At 61.6% G+C, this 20,435-nt stretch carries 26 protein-coding genes and 1 pseudogene; 18 read left to right on the top strand and 9 right to left on the bottom strand.

What is annotated here, in order from left to right; translation table 11 throughout:
• Nucleotides 1-280 (bottom strand): annotated as a pseudogene (locus PH551_RS33060) (invasion associated locus B family protein); the annotation flags it as partial.
• Nucleotides 281-463: 183 nt separating this feature from the next.
• Here PH551_RS33060 and coxB point away from each other — a divergent pair.
• The 6 genes from coxB to PH551_RS27630 all read left to right on the top strand — a co-directional run bounded on the left by coxB (nt 464) and on the right by PH551_RS27630 (nt 5,765).
• The gene (gene coxB / locus PH551_RS27655) at nt 464-1,348 is read left to right on the top strand and encodes a cytochrome c oxidase subunit II (protein WP_183705249.1); all 885 of its coding nucleotides are present in this window, start codon (nt 464-466) and stop codon (nt 1,346-1,348) included.
• An 18-nt stretch (nt 1,349-1,366) separates the two neighbouring features.
• On the top strand, nt 1,367-3,067 hold the full coding sequence (gene ctaD / locus PH551_RS27650; protein ID WP_285195871.1) for a cytochrome c oxidase subunit I: 1,701 nt from the start codon (nt 1,367-1,369) through the stop codon (nt 3,065-3,067).
• A 66-nt stretch (nt 3,068-3,133) separates the two neighbouring features.
• Nucleotides 3,134-4,084 (top strand): heme o synthase, encoded by a 951-nt coding sequence (locus tag PH551_RS27645; RefSeq protein WP_285195870.1) that lies wholly within the window; start codon nt 3,134-3,136, stop codon nt 4,082-4,084.
• Nucleotides 4,084-4,224, top strand: a complete 141-nt coding sequence (locus tag PH551_RS27640; RefSeq protein ID WP_285195869.1) for a hypothetical protein — start codon at nt 4,084-4,086, stop codon at nt 4,222-4,224. Before PH551_RS27645 ends, PH551_RS27640 begins: the two co-directional genes overlap by 1 nt.
• Nucleotides 4,221-4,826 carry a cytochrome c oxidase assembly protein gene (locus PH551_RS27635; RefSeq protein WP_285195868.1) on the top strand — a complete coding sequence of 202 codons (606 nt, stop codon included), beginning with the start codon at nt 4,221-4,223 and terminating at the stop codon, nt 4,824-4,826. Before PH551_RS27640 ends, PH551_RS27635 begins: the two co-directional genes overlap by 4 nt.
• A 60-nt stretch (nt 4,827-4,886) precedes the next feature.
• Entirely contained in the window at nt 4,887-5,765 is an 879-nt protein-coding gene (locus PH551_RS27630) for a cytochrome c oxidase subunit 3 (RefSeq protein ID WP_085777208.1), read from the top strand.
• A gap of 110 nt (nt 5,766-5,875) precedes the next feature.
• Here PH551_RS27630 and PH551_RS27625 read toward each other — a convergent pair whose 3' ends face one another.
• A complete protein-coding gene (locus PH551_RS27625) occupies nt 5,876-6,139 on the bottom strand; it encodes a hypothetical protein (protein WP_097597707.1) in 264 nt (87 codons plus the stop codon).
• Nucleotides 6,140-6,492: 353 nt separating this feature from the next.
• Between PH551_RS27625 and PH551_RS27620 the strand changes: the two genes are divergently transcribed.
• On the top strand, nt 6,493-6,975 hold the full coding sequence (locus PH551_RS27620; protein ID WP_285195867.1) for an HIT family protein: 483 nt from the start codon (nt 6,493-6,495) through the stop codon (nt 6,973-6,975).
• A gap of 40 nt (nt 6,976-7,015) precedes the next feature.
• Here PH551_RS27620 and PH551_RS27615 read toward each other — a convergent pair whose 3' ends face one another.
• Entirely contained in the window at nt 7,016-7,657 is a 642-nt protein-coding gene (locus PH551_RS27615) for a chloramphenicol phosphotransferase CPT family protein (protein WP_285195866.1), read from the bottom strand.
• Nucleotides 7,658-7,893: 236 nt separating this feature from the next.
• On the opposite strand from PH551_RS27615, the gene PH551_RS27610 reads away from it, so the two are divergent.
• The 5 genes from PH551_RS27610 to rnhA all read left to right on the top strand — a co-directional run bounded on the left by PH551_RS27610 (nt 7,894) and on the right by rnhA (nt 11,573).
• Nucleotides 7,894-8,274 (top strand): DUF983 domain-containing protein, encoded by a 381-nt coding sequence (locus PH551_RS27610; RefSeq protein WP_097597703.1) that lies wholly within the window; start codon nt 7,894-7,896, stop codon nt 8,272-8,274.
• Nucleotides 8,267-9,022 carry an SURF1 family protein gene (locus PH551_RS27605; RefSeq protein ID WP_097597700.1) on the top strand — a complete coding sequence of 252 codons (756 nt, stop codon included), beginning with the start codon at nt 8,267-8,269 and terminating at the stop codon, nt 9,020-9,022. The genes PH551_RS27610 and PH551_RS27605 overlap by 8 nt, the downstream gene beginning before the upstream one ends.
• A gap of 76 nt (nt 9,023-9,098) precedes the next feature.
• Nucleotides 9,099-10,100 (top strand): 4-hydroxy-3-methylbut-2-enyl diphosphate reductase, encoded by a 1,002-nt coding sequence (gene ispH, locus PH551_RS27600; RefSeq protein ID WP_097597698.1) that lies wholly within the window; start codon nt 9,099-9,101, stop codon nt 10,098-10,100.
• Nucleotides 10,101-10,155: 55 nt separating this feature from the next.
• Nucleotides 10,156-11,121, top strand: coding sequence for a homoserine kinase (locus PH551_RS27595; RefSeq protein WP_285195865.1), 966 nt, complete (start codon nt 10,156-10,158; stop codon nt 11,119-11,121).
• Complete coding sequence (rnhA, locus tag PH551_RS27590) at nt 11,118-11,573, top strand: ribonuclease HI (protein WP_183705263.1); 456 nt, start codon at nt 11,118-11,120, stop codon at nt 11,571-11,573. Before PH551_RS27595 ends, rnhA begins: the two co-directional genes overlap by 4 nt.
• A 423-nt stretch (nt 11,574-11,996) precedes the next feature.
• On the opposite strand, the gene PH551_RS27585 is transcribed toward rnhA, so the two are convergent.
• The 3 genes from PH551_RS27585 to PH551_RS27575 all read right to left on the bottom strand — a co-directional run bounded on the left by PH551_RS27585 (nt 11,997) and on the right by PH551_RS27575 (nt 14,059).
• A complete protein-coding gene (locus PH551_RS27585; protein WP_285195864.1) occupies nt 11,997-13,070 on the bottom strand; it encodes a zinc-binding metallopeptidase family protein in 1,074 nt (357 codons plus the stop codon).
• A 90-nt stretch (nt 13,071-13,160) separates the two neighbouring features.
• Nucleotides 13,161-13,352 (bottom strand): CsbD family protein, encoded by a 192-nt coding sequence (locus PH551_RS27580; RefSeq protein ID WP_064800933.1) that lies wholly within the window; start codon nt 13,350-13,352, stop codon nt 13,161-13,163.
• Between the two features lie 101 nt (nt 13,353-13,453).
• Nucleotides 13,454-14,059, bottom strand: coding sequence for a YqgE/AlgH family protein (locus PH551_RS27575; RefSeq protein WP_285195863.1), 606 nt, complete (start codon nt 14,057-14,059; stop codon nt 13,454-13,456).
• Nucleotides 14,060-14,200: 141 nt separating this feature from the next.
• On the opposite strand from PH551_RS27575, the gene PH551_RS27570 reads away from it, so the two are divergent.
• The 6 genes from PH551_RS27570 to PH551_RS27545 all read left to right on the top strand — a co-directional run bounded on the left by PH551_RS27570 (nt 14,201) and on the right by PH551_RS27545 (nt 18,622).
• Nucleotides 14,201-15,040, top strand: a complete 840-nt coding sequence (locus tag PH551_RS27570; RefSeq protein WP_285195862.1) for a protein-disulfide reductase DsbD domain-containing protein — start codon at nt 14,201-14,203, stop codon at nt 15,038-15,040.
• Between the two features lie 75 nt (nt 15,041-15,115).
• Nucleotides 15,116-15,601: a peroxiredoxin gene (locus PH551_RS27565; protein WP_285195861.1), complete on the top strand. Its 486-nt coding sequence runs from the start codon at nt 15,116-15,118 to the stop codon at nt 15,599-15,601.
• A 361-nt stretch (nt 15,602-15,962) separates the two neighbouring features.
• Nucleotides 15,963-16,091, top strand: a complete 129-nt coding sequence (locus PH551_RS27560) for a hypothetical protein (protein WP_285195860.1) — start codon at nt 15,963-15,965, stop codon at nt 16,089-16,091.
• Nucleotides 16,088-16,837 carry a metal ABC transporter ATP-binding protein gene (locus PH551_RS27555; RefSeq protein ID WP_285195859.1) on the top strand — a complete coding sequence of 250 codons (750 nt, stop codon included), beginning with the start codon at nt 16,088-16,090 and terminating at the stop codon, nt 16,835-16,837. The genes PH551_RS27560 and PH551_RS27555 overlap by 4 nt, the downstream gene beginning before the upstream one ends.
• Nucleotides 16,834-17,706 carry a metal ABC transporter permease gene (locus PH551_RS27550; RefSeq protein ID WP_285195857.1) on the top strand — a complete coding sequence of 291 codons (873 nt, stop codon included), beginning with the start codon at nt 16,834-16,836 and terminating at the stop codon, nt 17,704-17,706. Before PH551_RS27555 ends, PH551_RS27550 begins: the two co-directional genes overlap by 4 nt.
• Before the next feature lie 16 nt (nt 17,707-17,722).
• Nucleotides 17,723-18,622 (top strand): metal ABC transporter solute-binding protein, Zn/Mn family, encoded by a 900-nt coding sequence (locus PH551_RS27545; protein WP_285195855.1) that lies wholly within the window; start codon nt 17,723-17,725, stop codon nt 18,620-18,622.
• A 132-nt stretch (nt 18,623-18,754) separates the two neighbouring features.
• Here PH551_RS27545 and PH551_RS27540 read toward each other — a convergent pair whose 3' ends face one another.
• The 3 genes from PH551_RS27540 to PH551_RS27530 form a co-directional block, all read right to left on the bottom strand.
• Nucleotides 18,755-19,447, bottom strand: a complete 693-nt coding sequence (locus PH551_RS27540) for a molybdate ABC transporter substrate-binding protein (protein WP_285195875.1) — start codon at nt 19,445-19,447, stop codon at nt 18,755-18,757.
• Nucleotides 19,448-19,521: 74 nt separating this feature from the next.
• The gene (locus PH551_RS27535; RefSeq protein WP_097597683.1) at nt 19,522-19,830 is read right to left on the bottom strand and encodes a Dabb family protein; all 309 of its coding nucleotides are present in this window, start codon (nt 19,828-19,830) and stop codon (nt 19,522-19,524) included.
• A gap of 103 nt (nt 19,831-19,933) precedes the next feature.
• A complete protein-coding gene (locus PH551_RS27530) occupies nt 19,934-20,353 on the bottom strand; it encodes a hypothetical protein (protein ID WP_285195854.1) in 420 nt (139 codons plus the stop codon).
• Nucleotides 20,354-20,435: the final 82 nt, after the last annotated feature.

Raw genomic sequence — 20,435 nt, 5'->3', positions numbered from 1 at the left:
CCGGTGCAGGGGTGGTGGGCGTGGCCGGGGAAGGGGCGGGTTGCTGCGCGAAGACGGGCGTCGTCGCTGCGGCCGCGATGCTTGCAGTCACGAGAAGCGACCGCGCGAGGGAACGGAAACCCATGGAAACCTCTGGATATCGAATCATTGCGGCTATTGTTGAAGCTGCCCACCGGAAATGAAAAGCCCCACCCCGTGAAAACCGGGGGACTGCGGCAGAAATTGGACCTTTGTCATATAATGTACGGTGGGCGGATCGGCCGGAAAGGGCATTTTTCATATGCCGATGAAAAACTTGGGATGTTTTGCCGTTCGGCCTGCCTGTGCTTTAAGCAAAAATGCCGCATAGACAATTGCTCCTGCCTGTTGCGGCAAATGCCAAACTGTGGTTTGAAGCGCTGAAGATGGCAAGGATTCTGCGTTCGATTTAGCAGGTCAAGCGCTCGAGGGAGATAATAAGGTGATGAAGAAGGCTTATGCAGCCCTGACCACGCTGGTCTGTCTGCTTTTTGCTTCCGGCACATATGCCGACCAGCCGACGCCGTGGCAGGCGACGCTGCAGCCGGCGGCGACGCCGATCATGCGGGAAATTCATTGGTTCGAACAATATACCCTGTGGTTTATCGTTCCGATCACGCTCTTCGTCCTGATCCTGCTCATCGTCGTCTGCTTCAAGTTCCGCGCCAGCGCCAACCCGGTTCCGTCGCGCACGAGCCACAATACGCTGATCGAGGTCATCTGGACCGTGGGGCCGGTCCTGGTGCTGCTCTTCCTCGCCATTCCCTCCTTCAACCTTCTGACAGCGCAGCTGACGCTGCCCGAAAATCCAGACGTGACGATCAAGGCGACCGCCACCCAGTGGCAGTGGAACTATGAATATGAGGGTTCGGGCGACAGCCCGCTGGCCTTCGATTCTTACCTTTTGAAGGATCAGGATCGCGCCGCCGCCGGCAAGGAAGACAAGTCGGTCTATCCGAGACTGCTCGCCGTCGACAACGAGCTGGTGCTGCCGGTCAACAAGACGGTGCGCGTTCTCGTGACCGCGGCACCGACCGACGTCATCCACGCTTTCGCCATGCCGTCCTTCGGAATCAAGATCGACGCCGTGCCGGGCCGCCTGAACGAGACCTGGTTCAGGGCCGAGCGCGAAGGCCTGTTCTATGGCCAGTGTTCCGAGCTTTGCGGCAAGGACCATGCGTTCATGCCGATCGCCATCCGCGTCGTCTCCGAGGACAAGTACAAGCAGTGGCTGACCACGGCCGCCAGCGACCTGCCCGGCGCCTACAAGACACTCATGGCCGCAACCGATGGTCCCGCAAAGACCGTCGACGTTGCCGAAGCACAGTAATTAAAGGGGATCGGGACAATGGCTGGACCTTCCGCTCACGACGATCATTCTCACGCCCATCACGATCACGCGCATGATGATCACGATCACCATGATCACGGGCACAAGCCGAGCTTTGTCAATCGCTGGCTGTTCTCGACCAACCACAAGGACATCGGTACGCTCTACCTGATCTTCGCGATCATCGCCGGCATTATCGGCGGCGCGCTGTCGGTGGCCATGCGCATGGAGCTGCAGGAGCCGGGCATCCAGATCTTCCACGGCCTGGCCTCGATGGTCTACGGCTATGAGGGCGATGCCGCGATCGACGGCGCCAAGCAGATGTTCAACATGTTCACGACGGCGCACGCGCTGATCATGATCTTCTTCATGGTCATGCCGGCGATGATCGGCGGTTTTGCCAACTGGATGGTGCCGATCATGATCGGCGCCCCCGACATGGCCTTCCCGCGCCTGAACAACATCTCCTTCTGGCTGATCGTTCCGGCCTTCGCGCTGCTCTTGCTGTCGATGTTCGTCGAGGGTCCGGCAGGCGCTTACGGCACCGGCGGCGGCTGGACGATGTATCCGCCGCTGGCAACGAGCGGCACGCCGGGACCGGCGGTCGACCTGGCGATCTTCGCGCTGCATATCGCCGGCGCCTCGTCGATCCTCGGCGCGATCAACTTCATCACAACGATCCTCAACATGCGCGCCCCCGGCATGACGCTGCACAAGATGCCGCTGTTTGCCTGGTCGGTGCTGATCACTGCCTTCCTGCTCTTGCTGTCGCTGCCGGTTCTGGCAGGCGGCATCACCATGCTGCTGACCGACCGCAACTTCGGCACCTCCTTCTTCTCTCCGGAAGGCGGCGGTGACCCGATCCTCTACCAGCACCTGTTCTGGTTCTTCGGTCATCCCGAGGTCTACATTCTCATCCTGCCGGGCTTCGGCATGATCAGCCACATCATCTCGACCTTTTCCAAGAAGCCGATCTTCGGTTATCTTGGCATGGCTTACGCCATGGTCGCGATCGGCGCCGTCGGCTTCGTAGTCTGGGCCCACCACATGTACACGGTCGGTCTGTCGCTCGATGCGCAGCGCTACTTCGTCTTCGCCACGATGGTCATCGCCGTCCCGACGGGCGTGAAGATCTTCTCCTGGATCGCGACGATGTGGGGCGGCTCGATCTCGTTCCGCACTCCGATGATCTGGGCAATCGGCTTCATCTTCCTGTTCACGGTCGGCGGCGTCACCGGCGTCCAGCTTGCCAATGCCGGTCTCGACCGCTCGCTGCATGACACCTATTACGTCGTGGCTCACTTCCACTACGTTCTGTCGCTCGGCGCCGTCTTCGCGATCTTTGCCGGCTGGTATTACTGGTTCCCGAAGATGACCGGCTACATGTACAACGAGTTCCTCGGCAAGCTGCATTTCTGGGTCATGTTCATCGGCGTCAACCTGGTGTTCTTCCCGCAGCACTTCCTTGGTCTCGCCGGCATGCCGCGCCGCTACATCGATTATCCGGATGCCTTTGCCGGTTGGAACTATGTTTCCTCGATCGGCTCCTACATCTCGGCCTTCGGCGTGCTGATCTTCCTCGTGTCGGTCTTCGAAGCCTTCGCCAAGAAGCGCCTCGCCGGCGAAAATCCGTGGGGCGAGGGTGCGACGACGCTGGAATGGCAGCTGCCTTCGCCGCCGCCCTATCACCAGTGGGAACAGCTGCCGCGCATCAAGTAAGACGTGCGGAAAACCGGACGCCGCACTCGAAACGGCGTCCGGCATAAGTAAATTCAGGACGGAATGATGACGGTTATCGACAATCACGAGGCGCTTGCAGAGGACGGCGAAATGTCGGAAGCGAGCGCGCGCGATTATTTCGAGCTCTTGAAGCCACGGGTCATGTCGCTCGTGGTCTTCACCGCCTTTGCCGGCCTAGTGCTGGCCCCGGGCCACATCAACCCTGTCCTCGGCCTGATCGCGATCCTTTGCATCGCCGTCGGCGCCGGTGCCTCGGGCGCGCTGAACATGTGGTACGACGCCGATATCGACGCGGTCATGAGCCGCACGGCCCAGCGCCCGATCCCGGCCGGCCGGGTCGCGCCGTCGGAAGCGCTCGCCTTCGGGCTGGTGCTGTCGGGCTTTTCGGTCGTCATTCTCGGCCTTGCCGTCAACTGGCTGTCGGCCGGCATCCTTGCCTTCACCATCTTTTTCTACGCCGTCATCTACACCATGTGGCTGAAGCGCTCGACGCCGCAGAACATCGTCATCGGAGGTGCCGCCGGCGCCTTTCCGCCGATGATCGGCTGGGCCTGCGTGACGAATTCGGTGACGATCGAAAGCACCGTTCTCTTCCTGATCATCTTCCTGTGGACGCCGGCGCATTTCTGGGCGCTTGCCCTCTTCAAGATGCGCGATTACGAGGCCGTCGGCGTGCCGATGCTGCCGAACGTCGCCGGCGAGCGGGTGACCAAGCATCAGATCGTCGCCTATGCGGTGCTGACCGCCATCTGCGCCGTCCTGCCGTCCTTCCTCGGTTTCGCAAGCTTCGGCTACGGCCTCATTGCCGCCGCCCTCGGCGCGATCTTCATCACCTGTTCCATCGCCGTCTGGCGCATGCCGGACGGCGATCTGAAGATGATCCCGGCCAAGAAGCTCTTCGCCTTCTCGATCTTCTACCTCTTCGCCGTATTTTCAGCCCTGATGATCGACCGACTGGCTTCGGTCTTGGTTTCGCACGCTGGAGGTTGGTTCTGATGGATCTGGTCAAGCTCACCGAAAAGCAGATGAAGTCGCGCCGCAATCGCAACATCGCTCTCGGGCTGGTGCTCGCCGGCCTAGTCGTTCTCTTCTACGCGATCACGATCGTCAAGATCGGCGGGGGAATTGCCGGATGAGCGAAAAGGCCGCCACGAGAAAGCAGGGCCGCAACAACAGCGCCGTCGTGTTGATGTGCCTGAGTTTCGTCTTCGGCATGGGCGCGATGAGCTATGCCGCCGTGCCGCTCTACCGCATCTTCTGCCAGGTGACCGGCTATAACGGCACGACGCAGCGCGTCGAGCAGATGTCGAGCGTCGTGCTCGATCGCAAGATGCGCGTCACCTTCGACGCCAATGTCGCCCCCGGCCTGCAATGGAATTTCAAGCCGGTCGAGCGCGAGGTCAATCCGAAGATCGGCGAAACCATCCAGGTCAATTTCGTCGCCGAGAACCGCTCGAACGAGACCCAGCGCGGTCAGGCGGTGTTCAACGTCACGCCGGGCGAGGCGGGCGCCTATTTCAACAAGGTGCAATGTTTCTGCTTTACGGAAACGGACCTGAAGCCGGGCGAGAAGCTGGAAATGCCGGTCGTGTTCTATATCGACCCTGAAATCGTCAAGGCGGTGGAATCGAAGGATATCCACACGGTGACGCTGTCATATACGTTCTACCCGAAAGAGGGTCCGAAGCCCGTCGCTTCGAATGAGGGTGGAGCGGTAAAGATTGAAAAGAAACTTTGATCAAGGCTCGTTTCCGGCTAAGCCGGGAGCGAAGTGAGGAAGACATCCGGGGATAGCCACATGGCCGATGCGCATCAGAAGAACCACGACTACCACATCATCGATCCGAGCCCATGGCCGATTCTCGCCTCGCTCGGCGCCTTCATCATGGCGATCGGTGGCGTCTGCTACATGCGTTACCTGAACGGCGGCTCCTTCAAGGTCGCCGGCGCCGAACTCGCCAATCCCTGGCTCTTCTACATCGGTCTCGTGCTGGTTCTCTACGTCATGTACGGCTGGTGGGCCGATACGGTGAAGGAAGCCCATGAGGGCTCTCACACCCGCGTCGTCTCGCTGCACCTGCGTTACGGCATGATCATGTTCATCGCTTCGGAAGTGATGTTCTTCGTCGCCTGGTTCTGGGCCTATTTCGACGCCAGCCTGTTTCCGAACGAGGCGATCCAGGCCTCGCGCATGGCCTATACCGGCGGCGTCTGGCCGCCGAAGGGCATCGAAGTCCTCGATCCCTGGCATCTGCCGATCTACAACACCGTCATCCTGCTGCTTTCCGGCACGACGGTCACCTGGGCGCACCATGCGCTGCTGCACAATGACCGCAAGGGTCTCGTTCAGGGCCTGACGCTGACCGTGCTGCTCGGCATCCTGTTCTCCTGCGTGCAGGCTTACGAATATGCCCACGCTCCGTTCGATTTCAAGAATTCGATCTACGGCGCGACCTTCTTCATGGCGACCGGCTTCCACGGTTTCCACGTCCTCGTCGGCACGATCTTCCTGCTGGTCTGCCTGCTGCGCGCGTTGCGCGGCGACTTCACCCCGAAGCAGCATTTCGGCTTCGAGGCCGCCGCCTGGTACTGGCACTTTGTCGACGTCGTCTGGCTGTTCCTCTTCTTCTGCATCTACGTCTGGGGCGGCTGGGGCGCTCCGGTCGCCGCAGGCTGATCGGGAGCGATGTTCAAGCGGAAGGCGGGCCTCGGGTCCGCCTTTTCTGTTTTTGGCTCCACGCACCGTGATCGCAGGGCTTAATCCACGGCGCGGCCCCTGACGTCCCGCTACGATTGAGTGAGAATCACCAAGGTCTCCGGCAACACTCCGTCATACTCCATCGCATCCGCCGCTTGCTTGGACTTCATAAATTCCTCCAGGCGGCCCATGTCGGGAACGTCCATGACGAGGCCAACGCGGTTGGACGCCTGTGGATCGACAAACGTACGAATGTTTGTGCAGCCGAGGGGCTCGAAGACTTCTTTGCGGCGCGGTGAAGTGAGCCAATGTTTGACGTCCTTGACGTCGTGGTAGGCCAATATGGTAGGCATAGCATCCTCCTCTCAAAGCCAAATGGAACACTACGCCGCGATTGATCACATTGATATTACCCGGATGGGCGGGGCGCATCGTCGTCGGCAAATGGCAAAGATGTCGATGGTCTCTTAGCTTTCGGCCCCAGCTTCGCGCCTGGAAGCGATAATGGTGGCATTTGCCGCCGAACTCGGCGTCGATGCTCGGGTCAAGTCGGTCAAGCTTGAGCCTAATGGAGAGTGGGACGTGCGATTGGTAAGAGGCGGACACTCATCCCATGCTTGGGCATCGACAAAGCATTTGCATGATCCGGAAGAGATCAAGAATGCTCCATCCCTAGAATTCCCGAATTCGCAGAGGAGTAGGCAATTTGCAGATCCCCGATCGTTTTCATATTGCCGAGACGGATGGATGGTTGGTGAACCATCGGATGAATTCCGCTCTTCCCGGCTATCTCATGATCAGCTCCAAGACGGATACGAACGATCTTTCCGATTTGTCCGAGGCCGCATTGAAAGAGCTTGGTCCGTTGCTGGCGACAGCTCAGGACCTACTGAAGCGGAAATTTGGAGCGCAGCGCGTTTATATCGGCCGATATGGACATTCTCCCGGCTATCCCATCCATTTTCATATCATCCCGATCTATGATTGGGTGGAGGAACTGTTCTGGAAAGACAGCCGCTATCGCGTGCTGCAGAATTTTGCTGACGGTCGGGGGGAAACCCCGACGGACGGCGCGGAACTAACGTTGTTTGTCTGGCGCGAGTTTTGCGAGCGCGCGAAGCCGCCCCAGGTTGAAGGGCGATCTGTCATTGAGACCATTGAATTGCTGCGGGAGGCAATGCGACCTTGATTGCCAAACGCCTCCTACAGCTGTTGACGATTTATCGCCATCAACGTCCGCCAGCGATCCGTTCGAAGGCCGAGGGGGCGGGTATGCCGAGGTCGAGTTGGTGGCGGATCGCTTCGGCGCATTCCAGCGCCGTCAGCACCGACGTATCGACCTCCATATCGTAGATGCCAGGCCGATGCACCTCGTCCTGCCAGCGCTGCACCGGTTCGGGGACCGGCACGTCTTCGGATGCTCTTGCATAAAGTGTCTCGCGCCCCTCTTGCTTGATCTCGCGCCGCTGCACGATGCTCTCGATCGGACAGCGCACGCCGACGAACAGCACGGGATATCCCTCCAGCCGCCGGGCGCAATCGGCGAGAATGCCGAGCGGCTGCGAGTAGCTGTCGTGATGGCCGAGATCGGCCACCACATTGAGCCTCAGGCCGGCATGAATGGCGATCGATTCGTAGAGGGCTGCGTAGAGGAACGGCACGAGCGCCTCGAGATCCGGGCGCTCGCCGCCGGGCCTCAGGCCAATGCCGGGCAGGTAGCGCTTCGGCGTCATGTTGTTGTAGGCGTCGACGCCGAGGTTGATCCACGGACCTTCGAATTCGTCCTGAATCGCGCGCGCAATGCTGGATTTGCCGCTTCTCGGCGCCCCGTTCAGGATGATGATCTGTCCGGCATGGCTGTCATTGGTCATCAGTCTTCTTCTTCTGTTTGGCGCGAATCATTACAGCGCCGCGTGTCTTCTCAGACACGCAAAGGACGCCGTAACGCCTTGAATTGCTGAATCATTCCTCACATCGATTCCGATCGGAGGAATTATGCAGCGGCGAAACCGCGCAGGCATTTCCATTCGGGATGCGAATACTTTATGGGAGAGTTAAGGCAGCATCGAAAATGCCGCGGCCGCAAGTGGCCGTACAGAGGAGCAGCATGAGCGACGACAGCGCGCAATTTCCCCCTCTAGATCCGGTAAAAACCGGTATCAAAGGCTGCTGCCCGCGCTGCGGCCATGGCAAGCTGTTCGATGGCCTGCTGGGCCTGCAGCCGCGCTGCGCCTCCTGCGGCCTCGACTATTCCTTCGCCGATTCCGGTGACGGTCCCGCCGTCTTCGTCATCCTGATCGTCGGCTTCATCATCATCGGCATGGTGCTGTGGCTGCAGGTCAATTACGGGCCGCCGATCTGGGTGCATATCCTCATCTTCGGGCCACTGACGATCATCCTGTCGCTTCTGACGCTGCGCTGGTTCAAGGGCATCCTCATCGCCATGCAGTACCGCCACAATGCCCGCGAAGGACGTCTGAGTGACTGACATCGATCGCGCCGCGCCGCGCCGCCGGCTGCCTGTGATAACCGGCATTCTGGTGCTGATTGCGCTTGCCATCCTGCTGTCGCTCGGCACCTGGCAGCTTCAGCGCCTCCACTGGAAGCAAGGCCTGCTCGCCGATATTGCCGCGCGCCAGGCTGCCGCGCCGGTGCCGCTCGCCGACATCGAGGCACTGGCGGCGTCCGGCGGCGATATCGAATACCGCAAGGTCACTGCCACCGGCCGCTATATCAACAACAAGGAACGGCACTTCTTCGCCACCTGGCGCGGCCAGACGGGCTTTTACGTCTATACCCCGCTCGAGCTTGCCGACGGGCGCATCCTCTTCGTCAACCGCGGCTTCGTTCCCTATGAGAACAAGGAGCCCGAAATGCGCGTGCAGGGCCAGCTGACGGATCAGCAGACGGTCACGGGCCTGGCGCGCGCCAAACTTGCCGGCAAGCCCTCCTGGCTGGTGCCTGACAACGACGTCCGCAAGAACATCTTCTACTGGAAGGATCTCGACGTCATGGCCGAGAGCGTCGGTCTGGAGAAGGCGCGCGTCATCCCGTTCTTCGTCGATGCCGATTCCACGCCCAACCCAGCCGGCCTGCCGATCGGCGGCGTCACCCAGGTCGATCTGCCGAACGATCATCTGCAATATGCCCTGACGTGGTACGGACTTGCCGCCGTGCTCGTCGCCGTGGTGGCGATCTCCTGGTTCCGAAAACCCGGCAAGGCGCCTCGGCAATAGTATCGCTTCAATTCCCGGCCATATTGGGCTAGAGGTCCCTTACTCCCACGCTGGACGAAATTTTGACGGAACGGACATGAATATTGCGGCGAAACCTCCCTTGACGATCAGGCTCTGCGGCCCTCGAGGCTTTTGCGCCGGAGTCGACCGCGCCATCCAGATCGTCGTGCTGGCGCTGAAATCCTATGGCGCGCCGGTCTATGTGCGCCACGAGATCGTCCACAATCGTTATGTCGTCGAGGGACTGGAGGCAAAGGGCGCCGTGTTCGTCGAGGAACTGGACGAGATCCCGGCCGAGCATCGCGCCCAACCGGTGGTCTTCTCCGCCCATGGCGTGCCGAAATCGGTGCCGGAGGATGCGGTGAGCCGCAATCTCTTCTATCTCGACGCCACCTGTCCGCTGGTTTCCAAGGTCCACAAGCAGGCGATGCGCCACAATCGCCTTGGCCGCCATGTCGTCCTCATCGGCCACGCCGGCCACCCCGAAGTGATCGGCACGATGGGGCAGTTGCCGGAAGGCGCGGTTTCGCTGATCGAGACCATTGAGGATGCCGACGCCTACGCCCCCGCCGATCCCGACAACCTCGGCTATGTCACCCAGACGACGCTGTCAGTCGATGATACGGCCGGCGTCATTGCCCGCCTGCAGGAGCGCTTCCCGAATTTGACTGCGCCGGCGGCGGACTCGATCTGTTACGCCACGACCAACCGCCAGGAAGTGGTGAAGCAGGCAGCCCCCGGCTGCGATCTCTTCATCATCGTCGGTGCGCCGAATTCGTCCAATTCCAAGCGCCTCGTCGAAGTGGCGCTGAGGGCAGGGGCGAAGAAATCGATCCTGGTGCAGCGCGCCGCCGAGCTCGACTGGGAGGAGATCGGCGCGATTTCGACACTCGGCCTTTCCGCCGGCGCCTCGGCGCCGGAAGTGATCGTCAACGAGATCATCGAAGCCTTCCGCGCCCGCTTCGATGCCCGCGTCGAGCTGGCCGAGACGGTGCAGGAAACCGAAAACTTCCTGGTCAACCGCGAATTGCGCAGCATCGAGCTGACGGCGGCCGACATGGCCTTCGTCAACGGCTAGGCCGCCACCCGCGTCCCGGTCATCTACCATCCACAATACAGAGACGAGACCTCACTTGGCAGTCTACACCGATATCGCCGAAGACGATCTGAAATGGTTCCTGACGGAATATGATGCAGGCACGCTGCTCTCCTATAAGGGCATTGCAGAAGGCGTCGAAAACTCCAACTTCCTGCTGCATACTTCCAAGGCCCCGCTGATCCTGACGCTTTATGAGAAGCGCGTGGAAAAGCGCGACCTGCCGTTCTTCCTCGGCTTGATGCAGCATCTTTCGGCCCGCGGCCTCTCCTGCCCGCTGCCGCTGCCGCGCCGCGACGGCGCGCTGCTCGGTTCGCTCTCCGGCCGCCCGGCCGCGCTGATTTCCTTCCTCGAAGGGATGTGGCTGAGGAAGCCGGAGGCGAAGCATTGCCGCGAGGTCGGCAAGGCGCTGGCCGAGATGCATGTGGCGGGCGAGGGCTTCGATCTGAAGCGCCCCAACGCGCTGTCGATCGACGGCTGGCGGGGGCTCTGGGAGAAATCCGAGGCGCGTGCCGATGAGGTCGAGCCCGGCCTGCAGGGCGAGATCCGCAATGAGCTGGATTTTCTCGCCGCCGTCTGGCCGAAGAGCCTGCCGTCCGGCGTCATCCATGCCGACCTCTTCCCCGACAACGTCTTCTTTTTGGGTGATGAGCTCTCCGGCCTGATCGATTTCTATTTCGCCTGCAACGACCTGCTCGCCTATGACGTCTCGATCTGCCTGAATGCCTGGTGCTTCGAGAAGGACGGCGCCTACAACATCACCAAAGGCATGGCGATGCTCGAGGGTTACCAGAGCGTCAGGCCGTTGAGCGGTGAAGAAATCGCCGCCCTGCCGGTGCTCGCGCGCGGCTCGGCGCTGCGCTTCTTCCTGACGCGGCTCTATGACTGGCTGATGACGCCGGAAGGCGCCATGGTCACCAAGAAAGATCCGCTCGAATATCTGCGCAAGCTGCGCTTCCACCGCCAGATCGGTTCGGCCGCCGAATACGGGTTGAGCCTATGAAACATGTCGATATCTTCACCGACGGCGCCTGCTCCGGCAATCCCGGTCCCGGCGGCTGGGGCGCGGTGCTGCGCTACGGCGAGGTGGAAAAGGAGCTTTGCGGCGGCGAGGCGGAGACGACCAACAATCGCATGGAACTGATGGCGGCGATCTCGGCGCTGCAGGCCCTGAAGAGCCCTTGCGAAGTCGACCTCTATACCGACAGCGCCTATGTCAAGGACGGCATCTCCAAGTGGATCTTCGGCTGGAAGAAAAACGGCTGGAAGACATCGGACAAGAAGCCGGTGAAGAATGCCGAGCTCTGGCAGGCGCTTGAGGAAGCCCGCAACCGCCACAAGGTGACGCTGCACTGGGTCAAGGGCCACGCCGGCCACCCCGAAAACGAACGCGCCGACGAACTCGCCCGCAAGGGCATGGAGCCTTTCAAGAAGGGCAAGGCGGTTTCGTTTTAAGGGTGCGCGGTTTGCCGTCTCGCTCCTATTCCTATCATCTCGCTCGCGGCTTGAATGAGCCCGTCGGTCCAACCCAATCCCCGTCATGCTGGTGCTGGACCCTAGATCCACGCGACACCCACCAGATTGGGCATGGATCCTCGGCTCAAGGCCGAGGACGACGGAATGTGCGGTGACGTCCCATGAACGCAGTTCTGCTGTCTCGGACAGGGTGGGATCTTGCTGTTTTCGAGGGCAGAGCAAAGCCCGCAATGGAGGCTGGCATCTCGCCTTGCACCCTCATTCCTGTGACGAGCACAGGAATGAGGGTGGAGATATGGCGGGCGCCACGACAACCAGGGTGCCGATCTGGCGTTCCCCTGCACTGGTGGTTGCCTACTGCTCTCTCATTTCGGTGACGAGCTCAGGGAGAGGCTTTGCATCTCACGGCTGCCGCGCCGCCGCCCCCTGGATCAGCCGATGCAGATATTCGAGCTTGGCCACAACAGGCGAAGAGAGCACGAAGGGGTAGGAATCCGGCTGACCCATGCTGCGCTGGATGGCGTTGATCGCAATGCTGAGCGGCACCCAGGCGCTGACGAGCTGCTCGGCGCTCTTTGCCCTATAGGGAAGAAAATCGACCTCGCCGGCGATTTCCTCGTGGCCGCGCGGATCGATGGCGATGCCGAAGGCGCGGGCCGTCTCCAGCGTGTCGACGATATGGAGGTAATGCGCAAAACATTCGGCGAAATCCTCCCAGGGATGCGACGAGGCATAGGCGCTGATGAAATTATCCTGCCATCCCAGAGGCGGGCCGTTGGAATAGTGGTTTTGCAGGGCGGCCGCATAATCCTGCCGCTCGTCGCCGAAGACGGCGCGGAAATCGTCGAGGCCGTTCTGGTCGCGCACCAGCTTGTTCCAGATGAAATGCCCGGCCTCGTGGCGGAAATGGCCAAGCAGTGTGCGGTAGGGCTCGTTCATCGAGCTGCGCGCCTGTTCGCGCGTCGCGTCGTCGGCTTCGGCGGCGCGGATGGTGATCAGGCCTTCCTCATGACCGGTCATGGCCGGCACGACATTGCCGTTGCCCTGCAGGGAATCTTCGAGGAAATCGAAGACCAGGCCGCCTTGCGGATCCTGGCCGCGATCGGGATGCGGCAGCTTCCAGCGCAAGAGCGAATAGAACAGATGACGCTGCGCCTGACCGATGCGCCGCCAGCGATCGATGCCGTCCTGGGTGTCGGTATTCGGAACCAGCCGGTTATGGCGGCAGGCGGTGCAGAATTCACCGTCGCTCTCGACGTCTACCAGCCAGTTGCAGATGTCGAGGCTGGCATTGGCGCAGAAGCGCACGTGCCGGTCGGGGTCGGAAACGAGCTGCCAGACCATTTCGTCGCGCGGCTCCAGCGCGTGCATGGCAAGGTCGCCCGGGAGGAAGCCGAGACGGTGATTGCAACGGACGCAGTGCCGGTTATCGAAGTGGACGACCTGATCGCAATTGTCGCAGGCAAAGAGTTTCATCGTTTTGATCTCTGCAAAGCAGGGGCGGATGAAAAATGCCCGCCGCGCGCGTGCACGGCAGGCATGGTTCATCCGGGCTGAGCTGGTGGTTCAGAGCCGGTCGACGGCGCCTTTGAGCTTGTCCTTGACCTTGCCTGTTGCGACCTGTCCCTTGCCTTTGGCTTCCTGGACGTCGCCCTCGGCCTGCATGTCGCGATTGCCCGTGGCCTTGCCGGCGGCCTGCTTGGTCTTGCCGGCAATTTCGTTTGCCTTGCCTGAAATCTTGTCGCTGGTGCTACCCATCTGTGATGTCTCCATGCTTCGGCGTCGGACCTGTCGTCCGCGCGGAAAGGGAACGTCACTGGCGGCTATTCGTTCCCGCGACTGCCAGGGAGCCGCGACCGTCAGGCGTGGCCGGCCTCGGCCGATAGCATCGCGGCGTTGATGCCCATGCCGGCAAGCGCCCGCTCGTACTTGTCGTCGAGGTTGCGGTCAAAGATCAGTTCCTCATTGGCCGGGCAGGTGAGCCAGCCATTGTTGGCGACCTCGTTTTCGAGCTGGCCGGCCGCCCAGGAGGAATAGCCGAGCAGCATGGTCGCGCGCTTCGGCCCGGCGCCCTTGGAGATGGCGCGCACGATATCGAGGGTCGCCGTCAGGCAGATGTCGTCGCTGACCGGGATCGAGGATTCGCTGGCATAATCGTCCGAATGCAGCACGAAACCGCGGCCGCTCTCCACCGGGCCGCCCGTCTGGATTGGGAAATCGCGCGCCCGCTGCGGCAGCACGATCGGTTCTTCCTGCTTGATCATGTCGAGATGCAGGAGCACGTCGGTGAAGGTGAGGCTCTGCGGCCGGTTGATGACGAAGCCCATGGCGCCGGCATCCGAATGCGCGCAGATGTAAATCACAGTGCGCGCAAAATTGCGGTCTTCCATGCCTGGCATGGCGATGAGGAACTGGCCATCGAAGAAGCCGCGTTCCCGTCTGTTCTTCAGCGTCGATAAGGACATCATTCCTCCTGCTGCCAGACCGCACCAAGGCCCCGACAAGAGAAAGATGGGCCAATGTCACAAATCAATCAACCGAAAATGAAGATTTAAATGGGCGCGGCTTCTGGCGGCCGGAGAGCACTTTCGGTAAACCGTTGTTCCATGATGATTATTAGCTTGGTCCCGCGTAGGTTTTTAATTGCGGCCGTCTCAGGGACCGCTGTTCTTATGCCCCTTTGCCAGGCCCATGCGGAAATGAGCGCCTGGGCCGAGGCCGAGGGCGGCCGCATGCGCCTCGTGGCGCTGGCGCCGGATGCCGGCGGCAAAATTCGCGCCGGCCTGCAGATCGAGCCGAAACCCGGCTGGATCACCTACTGGCGCGAACCCGGCAACAGCGGCATTCCGCCTCAGGTCACCATCGCGCCGGCCACCGGCGTCACGCTCGACGCCATTGCCTATCCCGTGCCGAAGCATTTTTTCAATGGCGGGATCGAGGATATCGCCTATGACGCGCCGGTGACGCTGCCGCTGTCCCTGACAGCGGCCGGCAAAGGCGAGGTGAAGATCGACGCCGCCGTCTTCATCGGCATCTGCAAGGATATCTGCATTCCCTTCCAGGCGAATTTGAGCCTGAAGCTCGGCCGTGCCATGCAGTCGCACCCGCAGGAAGAGGCGATCCTTGCGGCCGCTGATGCGACGCTGCCGAAGCCGCCTTCGGATGATTTCAAGGTGACGGCGCATGCGATCTCACCTGACAGGAAGACGCTGTCGCTGACGCTCGCTCTGCCGCGTGACGGGAAGAGCGCCCCCGATATCATCGTCACCGGCCCGAGCGGCTATGCCTTCACCAAGCAGAGCGGCGGCAAACGCGATGGCGCCACCTTCAAGACCGATATGGCAATCGGCAGGCTGCCCAAGGATTACGATATTTCAGGCAAGCGCTGGGACGTGCTTGTCATCGATGGCGACAGGGCGATGGAGACCACGCTTGCCTTTGACTGATCGGCACTTATAGTCGCCCCATCCCCGGCGGCGCCCGCCGCAGAGCCCGAACCCACAGAACCCGAGGAGAAAACCATGACCATCGCGATCGGCGACAAGCTTCCTGCCGCCACCTTCAAGGAAAAGACCGCCGACGGCCCGGTCGAAATCACCACCGAGCAGCTCTTCGCCGGCAAGCGCGTCGTGCTCTTTGCCGTGCCGGGCGCCTTCACGCCCACCTGCTCGCTGAACCACCTGCCGGGCTATCTCGAAAACCGCGATACCATCCTCGGCAAGGGCGTCGACGACATCGCCGTTCTCGCCGTGAATGACTGGCATGTGATGGGCGCCTGGGCGCAATCCTCCGGCGGCCTCGGCAAGATCCACTTCCTCGCCGATTGGGACGCCGCCTTCACCAAGGCCGTCGGCCTCGACGCCGACCTCTCCGCGGGCGGCCTCGGGCTGCGCTCCAAGCGCTATTCGATGCTGGTCGAAGACGGCGTGGTGAAAGCCTTGAACGTCGAGGAAAGCCCCGGCCAGGCGACGGTTTCCGGTGCGGCGGCGATGCTGGAGCTGCTCTGAGAAGCCACGCGCGAGAGATGAAAGGGCGGCCGATTGGTCGCCCTTTTTTTGTCGGATAGGCATTGCGCCGGCGAGTTTGGCAGAAGCGCACCCCAAATCTCCGTCATCCCAGGCCTTGAGCCTGGGATCCATGGTCGGCGCATGGGGCCTCGGTCTAGCCCGAGGCTGTGGCAAACCCAATGATGGTGCAGAATAGCGATGTCGCTCCGCGTCCTCCCCATCCTCCGTCATCAGGCCTTGGGCCGATCCAACAACGTGGTGGACATGTTCACATCGTGACAGAGAAGGCCGCGCCTCCCGCCTCAATCTTGCCGCAATCGTTATAACATAACGGTAATGTTATTACATTGTAGGACGAGCCATGCCGCGAGACCCCGATCGCCTTCCCTTCAGCCTCATGGGACAATCGGCCCTATCGAGGGTGCTCGGCGTGGCACTGGTCATTGCCGTCCTCTGGCTCACCATCCATTGGGCGGTTCTGCTGCCATGACGCCGTTGATCCGTCTCGACGATCTCACCGTCGCCTATGACAGGCATCCCGCCGTCCATCATGTCTCCGGCGCCTTTGCGCCGGGCAGCCTGACGGCGATTGCCGGGCCGAATGGGGCGGGCAAGTCGACGCTGTTGAAGGCGATCATGGGCGAGCTTCGCCCGGCCGAGGGCAGGGTCGAGCATCGGCTCGGGCGGACGGAATTCGGTTATCTCCCGCAGGCGGCCGAGATCGACCGCCGCTTTCCGATCTCGGCCATCGACACCGTCATGCTCGGCGCCTGGAAGACATCGGGCGCCTTCGGCCGGATCACTGCGGCCGATGTGAAAAGGGCGGGCGAGGCGCTGTCAGCGGTCGGCCTCGAAGGCTTCGGCCGGCGCCATGTCGGTTCGCTTTCGGCCGGACAGTTACAGCGCGTGCTTTTTGCCCGGCTGCTGCTGCAGGATGCCCGCATCATCCTGCTCGACGAACCGTTCACGGCAATCGATGCCCGCACGACCAGGGATCTCGTCGATCTCGTCCTGCGCTGGCATGGCGAGGGCCGCACGGTAATTGCCGTGCTTCACGATTTCGATCTCGTCCGCGGCCATTTCCCCGAAACCCTGCTGCTTGCCCGCGAACTCGTCGGCTGGGGCCCGACCGCCGAGGTCATGTCGCCGGCCAATCTTTTGCAGGCGCGCGCCATGGCCGAGCGCTGGGACGAGGATGCCGCGGCCTGCGAATCCCAAGAGGCGCCGGCGGCATGACGGCCTATGATCTCTTCCTCGCGCCCTTTGCCGATTTCGGTTTCATGCGCCGGGCTCTCGTCGCCTGCCTCTGCCTCGGGCTCGGCTCGGGGCCGATCGGCGTCTTCCTGATGCTGCGGCGCATGAGCCTGATGGGCGACGCCATGAGCCATGCGGTCCTGCCTGGGGCGGCGATCGGTTACCTCGTCGCCGGCTCGCTGTCGCTGACGGCGATGGGCATCGGCGGCCTTGTCGCCGGCCTGTCGGTGGCGCTGCTGTCGGGCGCCGTCAGCCGGATGACCGTGCTGCGGGAGGATGCGAGCTTTGCCAGCTTCTACCTCGCATCGCTGGCGCTCGGCGTCCTGATCGTGTCGTTGCGCGGCTCGAACATCGATCTGCTGCATGTGCTCTTCGGCACCATCCTGGCGATCGATGCGCCGGCGCTTTATCAGATCGGCGCGATCACCTCGCTGACGCTCATCGCGCTCGCCGCCATCTACCGGCCGCTGGTTGCCGAATGTTTCGATCCGGGTTTTCTCAGGGCCGTCGGCGGCCGCGGCCCGGCCTATCATGTGCTTTTCCTGCTGCTGGTGGTGCTGAACCTTGTCGCCAGCTTCCAGGCGCTCGGCACGCTGATGGCGGTCGGCCTGATGATGCTACCGGCCGCCATCGCCCAGCTCTGGTCGCGCAGCCTGGCGGTGATGATGGCGATCGCGGCCGCAAGTGCTGCCGCCTCCGGCTATTTCGGCCTTATCGCTTCCTACCATCTCGAACTTGCCTCCGGCCCGACGATCATCATGACGGCGGCGGCGATCTACACATTTTCGATCCTTTTCGCGCCCTCGGGCCTCGCCTGGCGCTTCTTTCCCCGCCCGCATCTGAAGGGCTGATCTCAAGGAGACTTCGATGAACCCGCGCAGACTGCTTCTTGCCGCCGCACTTCCCGCGCTGATGGCGCTCTCGGCCGCCCCGGCTTCCGCCGAAACGCTGAAGGTGGTTGCCTCCTTCACCGTGCTTGCCGATGTCGTCAAACAGGTCGGCGGCGACCATGTGCATGTGATGAGCCTGGTCGGACCGAACGGCGACCCCCATGAATTCGAGCCGTCGCCGGCCGATGCGAAGAATTTGAAGGCGGCCGACGTCGCCTTTGTCAGCGGCGAGGGCCTGGAAGGCTGGATGGACCGGCTGATCACCGCCTCGGGCTACAAGGGCAACCCGGTGACGGTGTCCGAAGGTATCGCCACCCGCACCATGGAAGAGGATGGCGCCGAAATCACCGACCCGCATGTCTGGAACAGCCCGGTCAACGTCAAGATCTGGGTCGCCAATATCGAGAAGGCGCTGTCTTCAGCCGATCCGGCCGATGCCGCCGCCTTCAAGGCCAATGCCGAGAAATACACGAAGACGCTCGATGAACTGAACACCTATGCCCATGCGAAATTCGATGGGATCGCCGACGACCGCCGCAAGGTGCTGACCAGCCATGACGCTTTCGGCTATTTCGGCCGCGAATATAAGATCAGCTTCCTCGCGCCGCTCGGTCTTTCCACCGAAAGCGAAGCCTCGGCCGCCGATGTCGCCAAGCTGATCGATCAGATCAAGAGCGAGCACGTGAAGGCCTATTTCTTCGAGAATTCCAACGATCCGCGCCTCGTCAAGCAGGTGGCCAAGGCCACCGGCGCGGAGCCCGGCGGCGAGCTCTATGTCGAATCTCTCTCCGACGCCAAGGGCCCGGCCCCGACCTATGAGAAGATGTTCCGCTACAATGTCGACCAGCTCGCCGCCGCCATGGCGAAATCGAGCTGAGAAAAGGACTGAGGTCGTGCGCCGCCGCTCTAGAGCAATTCCAGCAAAAGTGTGTAACGGTTTTGCGTCCGGAATTGCGTGAAAACAAAGCGCTAGAGCATTTTCCGTGATTCGAAGAAAAACGGAAATGCTCTAGCGGCGCTCGACACCCTTTGCCGCCAGGATCCCGTCGACGGCAGGCGAGGCCAGGAAGGCCGACAGCTGCCCGGCTGCTTCCGCGACCGTGGAAGAGGCGCTGACGCCAATGGCGAAGTCGATGTAACTTTGGAGTTCTGCCGGAAACCGGCCGACGAGCATGACCTCTGGAGCGGCGGCGAGAATCGACGTCACGGGAACCACGCCCAGCTCGGCTTCACCACGTCCGACGGCCGACGCTGTCTGCCCTCCCGATATGCCCACGAGTTTGGGTTTCACCTCATCGGCTATGCCCAAGCGATCCAGCAGACCGGAGAAGTAACCGCCGCTGCTTCCGTCACTGGCATAGGCAATCGATCTGGCGCTCTTCAATGCATGTTTGAATGCTTCGACGGAGCCTATGTCGAGCGGTCGACCGCCTGCCTTGGTTGCCACGCCCATCCCTATTCGGCCAAACCCGACTTCGCTCCCCGGCTTGATCTTTCCCAAGGCGGTCAGATCCTGAACCATGGGCGGATTGATGATCACAAGGTCAAAGGCTTCCCTGGCTTCAATCTGCTTCTTGACTGCCGGATTGACCTCCCACTTAACTTCAACCTTGAAACCGATGGCGGATTCGAACTGGGGAATGAGGGCAAGAACGCCGGGACGGACCGCGACAGCGCCAAAAAGCCGGATTTCCTGAGGCATGGCCCAACCCAAGATCGGTGGAAACGGCCCCAGAATACGAATCCAGCCCGCATTCTGCAATTGCCCCGCGGCCCTCACAAATTGAGGTCGAAGACCAGGATGCCGGCAAGCCCACCGTCCGTCGAGGAGACGATACGCTCGCCGACCGCCACATGTTCGGGATGGACGAGATAGGCGTCCCGGGCTTCGGCGCTTTCGAAGGTTACGGCAAAACCGTCGACGAAGCCGGCATGCAGGCCTTCGGGCGAAACATTCGGCCCGTATTTGATATCCAATATGCCCGTGATGACCTGTTTTAGCGCGACGATCGCGTCGAACAGCGATTGCTTGTCGTCCATCGTCAGCGCCGTCTTCAGCCGCAGGAACACGCAATGCAGGATCATTATGGTCCTCCCGATTTTCTTGAGAGGAGAATAGCGGCCAAAGCCGCAAGGGCAATGAGATTTATTTTACGTGTCGTTGGCCGAGCGCCGCAGGAGGCCGAGCCTACATCTGGTCGGTCGCCGCCATGTCACGATTATAGATCTTGCGGACGAGCTCGCCGGCGTGAGCACGGGCTTCGTCCTTCTGAGCCGGCGTCATCGGCCGGCAGGTGTTCCTGAGGTTGGACCGGTCGAGCACGGTGGCCGCACCTGAATTGGCGATGACGAGATGCCAGGTGCAGGAGGCGACCTTGTCGACGACCACCGCGCCATGACATCCGGAAGACAGGCAGAAAGCCACGGTCTGCTGTGCGGCATGATCGCCCTTCTGTGCCAGCGCCAGCGCCGTCTGGAATTCCTGGGTCCATCGTTCACAATGCTTCACCCCAGGCACGCAGGCTTTCATGACGGGATGGACGTCACCGGCCTGAAGCGGCGAAACGAAAAAGACGCCGATCGACAGGGCGAGCAGAAGTTTGAGCATCGCAAATTCCTTATATGATAAGCGAGTGGCGCATATTGCCGGCCGACGGTCAATCGCCATTTCTAGGGAGATCACTGCCAGT

It is taken from the genome of Rhizobium atlanticum (assembly GCF_030182485.1).
GTDB lineage: Bacteria > Pseudomonadota > Alphaproteobacteria > Rhizobiales > Rhizobiaceae > Rhizobium.
This window is presented reverse-complemented; position numbering and strand designations above follow the sequence as displayed.

Bases quoted from the DNA above. Each gene is read 5' to 3' on its own strand.
- coxB (WP_183705249.1), top strand. From the start codon at position 464: ATGAAGAAGGCTTATGCAGCCCTGACCACGCTGGTCTGTCTGCTTTTT.
- ctaD (WP_285195871.1), top strand. From the start codon at position 1,367: ATGGCTGGACCTTCCGCTCACGACGATCATTCTCACGCCCATCACGAT.
- PH551_RS27645 (WP_285195870.1), top strand. From the start codon at position 3,134: ATGACGGTTATCGACAATCACGAGGCGCTTGCAGAGGACGGCGAAATG.
- PH551_RS27640 (WP_285195869.1), top strand. From the start codon at position 4,084: ATGGATCTGGTCAAGCTCACCGAAAAGCAGATGAAGTCGCGCCGCAAT.
- PH551_RS27635 (WP_285195868.1), top strand. From the start codon at position 4,221: ATGAGCGAAAAGGCCGCCACGAGAAAGCAGGGCCGCAACAACAGCGCC.
- PH551_RS27630 (WP_085777208.1), top strand. From the start codon at position 4,887: ATGGCCGATGCGCATCAGAAGAACCACGACTACCACATCATCGATCCG.
- PH551_RS27625 (WP_097597707.1), bottom strand. From the start codon at position 6,139: ATGCCTACCATATTGGCCTACCACGACGTCAAGGACGTCAAACATTGG.
- PH551_RS27615 (WP_285195866.1), bottom strand. From the start codon at position 7,657: ATGACCAATGACAGCCATGCCGGACAGATCATCATCCTGAACGGGGCG.
- PH551_RS27610 (WP_097597703.1), top strand. From the start codon at position 7,894: ATGAGCGACGACAGCGCGCAATTTCCCCCTCTAGATCCGGTAAAAACC.
- ispH (WP_097597698.1), top strand. From the start codon at position 9,099: ATGAATATTGCGGCGAAACCTCCCTTGACGATCAGGCTCTGCGGCCCT.
- rnhA (WP_183705263.1), top strand. From the start codon at position 11,118: ATGAAACATGTCGATATCTTCACCGACGGCGCCTGCTCCGGCAATCCC.
- PH551_RS27585 (WP_285195864.1), bottom strand. From the start codon at position 13,070: ATGAAACTCTTTGCCTGCGACAATTGCGATCAGGTCGTCCACTTCGAT.
- PH551_RS27580 (WP_064800933.1), bottom strand. From the start codon at position 13,352: ATGGGTAGCACCAGCGACAAGATTTCAGGCAAGGCAAACGAAATTGCC.
- PH551_RS27575 (WP_285195863.1), bottom strand. From the start codon at position 14,059: ATGTCCTTATCGACGCTGAAGAACAGACGGGAACGCGGCTTCTTCGAT.
- PH551_RS27570 (WP_285195862.1), top strand. From the start codon at position 14,201: ATGATGATTATTAGCTTGGTCCCGCGTAGGTTTTTAATTGCGGCCGTC.
- PH551_RS27565 (WP_285195861.1), top strand. From the start codon at position 15,116: ATGACCATCGCGATCGGCGACAAGCTTCCTGCCGCCACCTTCAAGGAA.
- PH551_RS27560 (WP_285195860.1), top strand. From the start codon at position 15,963: ATGCCGCGAGACCCCGATCGCCTTCCCTTCAGCCTCATGGGACAATCG.
- PH551_RS27555 (WP_285195859.1), top strand. From the start codon at position 16,088: ATGACGCCGTTGATCCGTCTCGACGATCTCACCGTCGCCTATGACAGG.
- PH551_RS27550 (WP_285195857.1), top strand. From the start codon at position 16,834: ATGACGGCCTATGATCTCTTCCTCGCGCCCTTTGCCGATTTCGGTTTC.
- PH551_RS27545 (WP_285195855.1), top strand. From the start codon at position 17,723: ATGAACCCGCGCAGACTGCTTCTTGCCGCCGCACTTCCCGCGCTGATG.
- PH551_RS27540 (WP_285195875.1), bottom strand. From the start codon at position 19,447: ATGCCTCAGGAAATCCGGCTTTTTGGCGCTGTCGCGGTCCGTCCCGGC.
- PH551_RS27535 (WP_097597683.1), bottom strand. From the start codon at position 19,830: ATGATCCTGCATTGCGTGTTCCTGCGGCTGAAGACGGCGCTGACGATG.
- PH551_RS27530 (WP_285195854.1), bottom strand. From the start codon at position 20,353: ATGCTCAAACTTCTGCTCGCCCTGTCGATCGGCGTCTTTTTCGTTTCG.